The sequence below is a fragment of the Chitinimonas sp. genome, assembly GCF_041904975.1.
GTDB lineage: Bacteria > Pseudomonadota > Gammaproteobacteria > Burkholderiales > Chitinimonadaceae > Chitinimonas.
Genome location: NZ_JAYRLZ010000080.1, coordinates 1 through 6,808, shown reverse-complemented (window position 1 = coordinate 6,808; position 6,808 = coordinate 1). Strand labels below are relative to the sequence as shown.

The following is a 6,808-nucleotide window of genomic DNA, read 5'->3' as shown; positions in this document are numbered from 1 at the left end:
CTTGCCGGTGATTTCGCGACCGATCACCCCCAATACTTCCAGCGTGCTGTTAGTACGCTCGAGCAGTGCCAGCCGCTCGGCTTCCGCCGCACTTTGTTCGCGCTGGCGCAGCATCTCGCCCTGCACCTGGTTCAGTTCATGCCGCACCTGCATTGCCATGGCACGGGCTATCGCTTCCTTGCGCCGCGTGTCCTCGCGCAGCTTGCCGGCCAGCTTCAACAAGTCATACGCGTTCTGGTGCAGGCCAAGCTGTGCGTAGTCGTTTGCGGCGTCTTCCAGAAGTTGCGGCGGCGTGGCCAGATCATGGCGGCTGGCAGCAATGGCCAGCGCCTGTTCGGCATAGTGCAGGGCAGCCGTTGCTGCGGTCATGCCTTCTGGCGCTGGCAGCGGATGCTGGCGGTGCAATTCGGCCAGGGTGCACAGCGCATCGATCTGCCATTGCGCATTGGCCGATTCGCGTCCCAGCGCCAGCGAGGCATTCACTTTTTCCAGTGCCGCCTCGGTCTGGCCCAGATGTCCGAGAGCGCGGGCCTGCAAGCGCAGCGAGATAGTCTGCTGTTCTCGCCGCTTGGCGCTGATTGCGCGGATTTCGCACTGGCTAGACCACGATAGCGCGGCGGCGTCGTCGCCAGCGTCGAGCGCTAACTCGGCCAGATAGTTGTAAACGGTCAGATGCGATGGCGAGTTGGGTATGCGTACCAGCACGCTGAGCGCCTCGTTCAGCCTTGCTCTGGCTTCATCGAGCCGCCCAAGCTGGCGCAGGCAGTTGCCAAGGTAGGAGCAGGCGGCGGCGATCAGGCTGGGATTGTCGATGCGCCGGCCGATGGCAAGGCCATGCTCGCTCCATTCCAGTGCTGCAGCCAATTCGTTGGATTGAGCAAAGGCGTCGGCTGCGTTATTGGCGCAATTGCCGGCCAGATTCAGATTGCCACAGGCGAGTGCTGCCTCATGCGCCTGCAGAAATGCCCGTACCGCCTCGGTCTGGCGGCCGCCCAAGGCGTGAATCACGCCGCGTGCAGCCATACGCCATGCCTGTATCAGGGGATGATCCTGCTCACCAGTCGTGCCCAGTGTTTCCCACTGCTTTGCCGCGGCCAGCGGATCGCGGAATGCGGCATGAAACACCATGCGCGCCTGTACAGCAGCGCGGCGCAGGGTTTCACCAGCCAGATCATAGTGGGACAGGGCCGACGCAAGCGCGCGATCGCGTTGCTCGGTAGCACCCTGGTTTTGCGCGAGAAAAGCCGCCAGCCAGTAGGCATCGCCCACACCGGTGTGATCATCGATGGCGCCAAAGCCGGCGAATGCAGCATCGAGCGGCGCCTGCGCACTTTCAGTTTGCCCGCGCAGCCAGCAGGCTTCCGCCTTGATCAGCTGCAGGCGGGCGCTGCTGCGGCAGCGCTCCGCATCGCTAAGCCCTGCATTGGCCAATGCTGCGGCAACCTCATCAGCAAGCTTCAAGGCTCGGGCGGTATCGCGCTGGCGCAGCTGCCAGGCCAATGACAACAATGGCGCAAACGATCGCGCTGCGCCGTTGGCGGCAGCGGTTTCCAATTGCTGGAACTGGTCTGCGCTTGCGAAGAACTCCATTCCTCACCCTGACTGGATCGACGAGGCGGCGCTGGCTAGTGTCGGCAAGCAGCGCCTCCGGGGCGGCGACGGACTCCGGCAACAGTGGCGCTACACGTAGCGATCAGTATAGGCATAGAGGCGCGAAACTCGCTGCCACAGCATCCGTCCTGCCCTGGCGCTGTTGACGTTGTGTCGACGGAGCCTAACCGTGCGGTGGCAAGCGATCAAGAAATTCGCCGATCAGTCGCGCAATGTCTTGTTTGAGCGCTTCGCTGCCGCCATCTTGCATATCGTTGTGGCGCCCCTCCTGCAAGCGCACGATGCGCTGTCCGAGCGTGGCTTGTTCTTGCGGTGTTGGCAGCACGCCCGGGTCGGCCTCGGTATCGCTGGCGCGAATCGACAGCAGTGGCAGCCGGGCATCGCGCGGCAATGGCACCCGGCGGTTGTCCAGGGTGATCAGGGCGCTGGCAAAGCGCGGTGATTCACGCAGCAGCAGGGCAGAGATATCGCCACCATTGGAGTGGCCAAGCAGGATCGGCTGGCGCCAGTCATAGGCCGGATAGCGCTGATTCAGGCTGTGCTGCACATAGCGAAGGTTTTGTGCGCCACGCTGCCAGTTCGGCATGCGCAAGGTGAACAGGTCGCCGCTGGTGGCATAGGGCGGATCGTCGGGCTGCTGATGCTGGACACTGGCGACCAGATAGCCACGGCGATTGAATAGTGCGCACACAAAGCGGTAATCGCCGGTTTGCCCTCCGTAGCCGGCGCTTAGCAGTACGGTAGGGCAGGGGCTCTTCACACTGCATTGCTGCGGCTTGTCGGGAAAGAACAGCTCCACCGGGATGCTGCGCTGCCGATCGGCATCGAACAGGGTGATCGATTCGCCGGCTTGGGCGAGTGTGGTGGGCGCCAACAGGGCAAGGGCAAGCAGCAGGGATGAGGTTTGCACGGCGCAATCGCAGAAAAACATCGGGGCGCCCATGGTAACAGCCGTCCCGTCTTCTTTGCTGCGCGGCGCCAAGGCTGGCGGGGATTGTCGCCCGCCCGGCGGCAAGTCTCCGCTGACTTCGCCTGCCCCAATTCCGGATTCATCGTCCGGTAGCCGGATTCATCGCATCGGTCTATCGGTGCCGGCGGGGTGCGACCAACAATGGCGTCACACCAAGGTCTGCAAAGGCCTTGCCATCCTGAACCGCCACAACAAGGGTAAACGCATGAAACGCAACATTGCGCTGATTCTGTCAATTGCATATGGCCTGGGCATGGCTCACGCAGCCGAGCCCATCATTCCCGCCATGATGAGCATTGCCGGCGGGCAATTCACCATGGGCAATGATGAGAAACCCGCCGCCAGTCCGGCACATGAGGTCACTGTCAAGCCGTTCAAACTGGCGAAGTACGAGGTGACAGTGAGTGAATTTCGCCGGTTCGTTGAAGCGACTGGCTATATGGCGCCTGAAAAATGTGGGCAGATGGCTGGTAAGGAATGGTTCGACATGATCGCGGGTAGCTGGAAGTCGCACACACTCACCCATAACGAGTTTGAGCCGATTGTGTGCATTGGTGCGGCGGGTGCCGACGCCTATGTGCAATGGCTGGCCAGGACCACCGGCAAGAATTATCGCCTGCCGACAGCGGCGGAGTGGGAATACGCGGCTCGCGCCGGTAGCCGCAGCAAATTCTTCTTCGGCGACGATGCGAACAAGGAAGCCGCGCAAGTGTGCCGCTATGGCAATATCGCCGACCGTTCTGCTGAAGCGGCCATCAAGCGCGATTTCGATGGATTGGAGTCGAAAGACCATGTCGGCGTGGCCGCCTGCGATGATCTGGCCGACTATGCCAGCGTGGTAGGCATGTTCGAGCCCAATGCCTGGGGCTTGCATGACACCATCGGCAATGTCAGCGAGTATGTGCAGGACTGCGGACATAAAGGCTACAAGGGCGCACCGACGGATGGCTCGCCCTGGATGGATGTCGCAGCCTGCAAGACCCGGGAGTTGCGCGGCGGGAACTGGCACTGGCCGGCATTCGGCTCGGCGAGCCGCACGGATATGTCGGTGGACTTTATCGGCGCCCTGGAGGGATTGCGCATCGCGCTCGACGGCGATGAACCCGCAAGCAAGAACGCGGCAACGCGCGAATTCGAGGCAGCTTTGCTCAAGGCCCAGGCGGACGAGCGAGATCGCCGCGCCAGCAAGAAGCCCCTGTAAACCACGGCCTGGATAAGCATGATGCGCTCCTACTTGCCGGATCCTCCGGTACGCCAATTGATGCAAAAGGCATTTTTCGAAGTGTTCAACTGGCGTGTGCTGGTGGCACTGGCGGTATTCACCGGCTTGAATGTGCTTTCGCGAATACCTTCGTGGATGCTCGGCAAGCTGGATGGAACTGGTTATCGAAGCATGGTAGGCGCGACGTTCGTCGTGTCCATGGTGCCAGTGGCTTGCAGTCTGTTGTTGGCTTCGCTGGTGGAAGCCTGGCTCGCATGGCGGCAACTCAGGCACCCACGGCGCCGCGGCAAGTGGCGGTGGCGTGCCGCAGCCGTGCTGGCAGGTAGTTTGATCCCTGTCTTGCTGGTAAACGGCGTTCGCCATGCCCGCTACGCTGCCGAGCCGGCGCACTGGGGCTATTTCCTCAGTCGCGCCTTATTGTTCAGCCTGCTTGGCGGCCTCGCCTACCTTTTGCTGCGTGTGTGGCTGGATCAGCAGGCGAGCCAGGCACGTTTGCAGGCGGCCCGTGCTGAGCAGGCGGCCATGCTGCGCCAGCAAAGCGAGGCGAGCTTGCTCGCCTTGAATGCGCAGATCGAGCCGCATTTCCTGTTCAACACCCTGGCCACAGCACGCCGCTTGCTGGAAACTGCTCCGGAGCAGGGGCGCGCCATGCTGGCCAGCCTGATTGCCTATCTGCGTGCCGCCTTGCCCGGCATGCGCGGCCAGGACAGCAGCCTTGAGCAGGAACTGGCGCTGCTGCGCAATTATCTGGGCATCTTGCAAATGCGCATGGGCGCTCGCCTCAGCTTTGCCATACGGGCCGATGCGGCGCTGATGCCGATGCGTCTGCCGCCCCTGGTACTGGCCACCCTGGTGGAAAACGCCATCAAGCATGGCTTGGGGCCGCTGCCCGGTGGCGGGCATATCGATATCAGCGCCGAGCGCAACGAGGCGGGCGAGGTGTTGCTTGAAGTCCGCGACAACGGCGCCGGATTTGGCGGCGCCGCCGATACGGCTGGCAGCGGCATGGGGCTTGCCAATACCAAGGCGCGGATAGGCAGTTTCTATGGCGCTGGCGCCAAGCTGGAATTGGAAGCGGTGCAACCTCACGGCATGCTGGCACGTTTGCGGATACCTGCTGCCAGTCTGCCGCATGCAGGGTTGCTGGCTGGAGGGCAATCGTGATCGCTTATCTTTGGCAGAGCTGGCGTTCATTGCGCCGGCCCGAGTTGTGGGCTTTACCCCTGTTTGTACTGATCATGGGCGTAGATGACCTCGGCCCGCTGATCGACTTTAACGAGCAGCAAAATTGGTCGGGCTTGCTGGCGCATTGGACGGTATTGTCACTGCAGGGCTGGGTAGTATTGCTGTGCTGGTTGCCAGCCGATCGCAGCGCCGTCGCTCACCCGATGCGTAGCTGGCGAATGCTGGCAGGCTGCCTGTCGGGTGCCATGGCAGCCAGCTGGCTGGCCGCCGTGCTGGTGAGCTATCTGAGCGCGCACTGGCCTGGCCTGAACCCCGAAGTGTGCAGTCTGTGCAGTCCACTGGAGCGCTATCGCCTGAGTGGCTTGAACCTTGTTGGCGACAGTTTGCAGATACTGCTGAGCACCGGCTTGCTCGCCGCCGTGCATGAGCTTTACCAGCGCCGCACGGCTAGCCAGGCCGCCTTGCAGCAAATACTGGAAGCACAACAACAGCAGCGGCGCTTGGACGTCGACGCCCGGCTGCAAGCACTGCACACGCAGATTGATCCACAGTTTGTGCATGACGCGCTACAGACCATCGAACAGGGCTATCTGGCCACCTTGCCCGGCCATAGCGAGCGTGCAAGCCTGCAGTTGGCACAGCTGATCGACTATCTGCGCATGGCCTTGCCGCGCCTGCGCGAGTCCTGCCGGCAGCTCGATGAAGAAGTGCAGTTGTTGCGCTGCTACCTGGCGCTGCATAACGCCCTGCACCAGACCGGCATTGTGCTGACCAGCAACTGGACACTTGATTTCGGGGCAACGCCGGTGGTGCCCGGCATGCTGTTACCCTTTGTACGGCAAGCCCTGTCAGGCTGTACTGTGCCGCCGCGCCATTGCCGGCTCCATGCTCGGCCGGGCTTGTCCGGCGTCGTAATGACCATTGATCTGGATGGTTTTCAACAATCGATCGAGATAGCACGATGAAGCCGCCGCCTACCGCCTTGATCGCAGAAGACGAATCGACCTTGCGCCAGGAACTGATCGAGCGCCTTGGGCAGCTGTGGCCGGAACTCAATATCGTCGGCGAGGCGGCAGATGGCATCACCGCCTTGCGCTTCTTGGGCGAGCTGCAGCCGGATATCGCCTTTCTTGATATCGAAATGCCGGGCGTCAGCGGCCTGGAAGTGGCGCGGCAGCAGCCTCACGTCAGCGCCGGCACCCATGTCGTATTTGTCACGGCCTACGATCAGCACGCCATCGATGCCTTTGAGGCCGGCGCCATCGACTACCTGCTCAAGCCACTGCAAACCACGCGACTGTTCACCTGCATCAATCGCTTGAAGCAGCGGCAACCTGGCCCATCCCCGGCGACGGAACAGCTAACCGGAAGAGCGGCGCCTGTGGCAGCACACTTCCCGCCGCCTGCGCCGCTGCGCTGGATCAATGCCTCATGCGGTTCGACCCTGAGGTTGCTGATGGTGGACGATGTGCTGTATTTCCAGGCCGACACCAAGTACACCCGGGTGGTAACGCATGAAGGTGATGCGCTGATACGCAAGTCGCTGAAGGAGCTGGCGAGCGAACTGGATGGCCAGCAATTCTGGCAGATACATCGCAGTACGGTGGTCAATGTGGCGGCGATTGCCAGTGCCGCGCGCGATATGCGTGGCCGCCTGCAACTGGCTCTGAAGGGCCGTGATGAGACCTTGCTGGTCGCGGAAAGCTATACCCATTTGTTCAGGCAGATGTAAGCGCCATCGTGTGGTCTCTCGCCCCGAATGCGCGGGCCGGACCGCCTTGCGCTTTTCGCCTGCGTGGAGCGAATGAGGTATCAAGATG

The 6,808-nt window shown here is 62.2% G+C and carries 6 protein-coding genes; 4 read left to right on the top strand and 2 right to left on the bottom strand.

Features of this window, described 5'->3' with window-relative positions:
- Both ACE3OH_RS09650 and ACE3OH_RS09645 read right to left on the bottom strand, forming a co-directional pair.
- On the bottom strand, window positions 1-1,590 hold a 1,590-nt coding region (locus ACE3OH_RS09650; protein WP_374351322.1), incomplete at its 3' end, for a tetratricopeptide repeat protein.
- A 184-nt stretch (window positions 1,591-1,774) separates the two neighbouring features.
- A complete protein-coding gene (locus ACE3OH_RS09645; protein WP_374351320.1) occupies window positions 1,775-2,521 on the bottom strand; it encodes an alpha/beta hydrolase in 747 nt (248 codons plus the stop codon).
- Window positions 2,522-2,786: 265 nt separating this feature from the next.
- Between ACE3OH_RS09645 and ACE3OH_RS09640 the strand changes: the two genes are divergently transcribed.
- From ACE3OH_RS09640 to ACE3OH_RS09625, 4 genes are read left to right on the top strand one after another with little or no spacing between them, the layout of a single operon-like run.
- The gene (locus ACE3OH_RS09640; RefSeq protein WP_374351318.1) at window positions 2,787-3,782 is read left to right on the top strand and encodes a formylglycine-generating enzyme family protein; all 996 of its coding nucleotides are present in this window, start codon (window positions 2,787-2,789) and stop codon (window positions 3,780-3,782) included.
- Between the two features lie 18 nt (window positions 3,783-3,800).
- Window positions 3,801-4,967 (top strand): sensor histidine kinase, encoded by a 1,167-nt coding sequence (locus ACE3OH_RS09635; RefSeq protein ID WP_374351315.1) that lies wholly within the window; start codon window positions 3,801-3,803, stop codon window positions 4,965-4,967.
- Window positions 4,964-5,953 (top strand): histidine kinase, encoded by a 990-nt coding sequence (locus ACE3OH_RS09630; protein WP_374351313.1) that lies wholly within the window; start codon window positions 4,964-4,966, stop codon window positions 5,951-5,953. The genes ACE3OH_RS09635 and ACE3OH_RS09630 overlap by 4 nt, the downstream gene beginning before the upstream one ends.
- Window positions 5,950-6,720: a LytR/AlgR family response regulator transcription factor gene (locus ACE3OH_RS09625; RefSeq protein WP_374351311.1), complete on the top strand. Its 771-nt coding sequence runs from the start codon at window positions 5,950-5,952 to the stop codon at window positions 6,718-6,720. Before ACE3OH_RS09630 ends, ACE3OH_RS09625 begins: the two co-directional genes overlap by 4 nt.
- Window positions 6,721-6,808 lie beyond the last annotated feature (88 nt).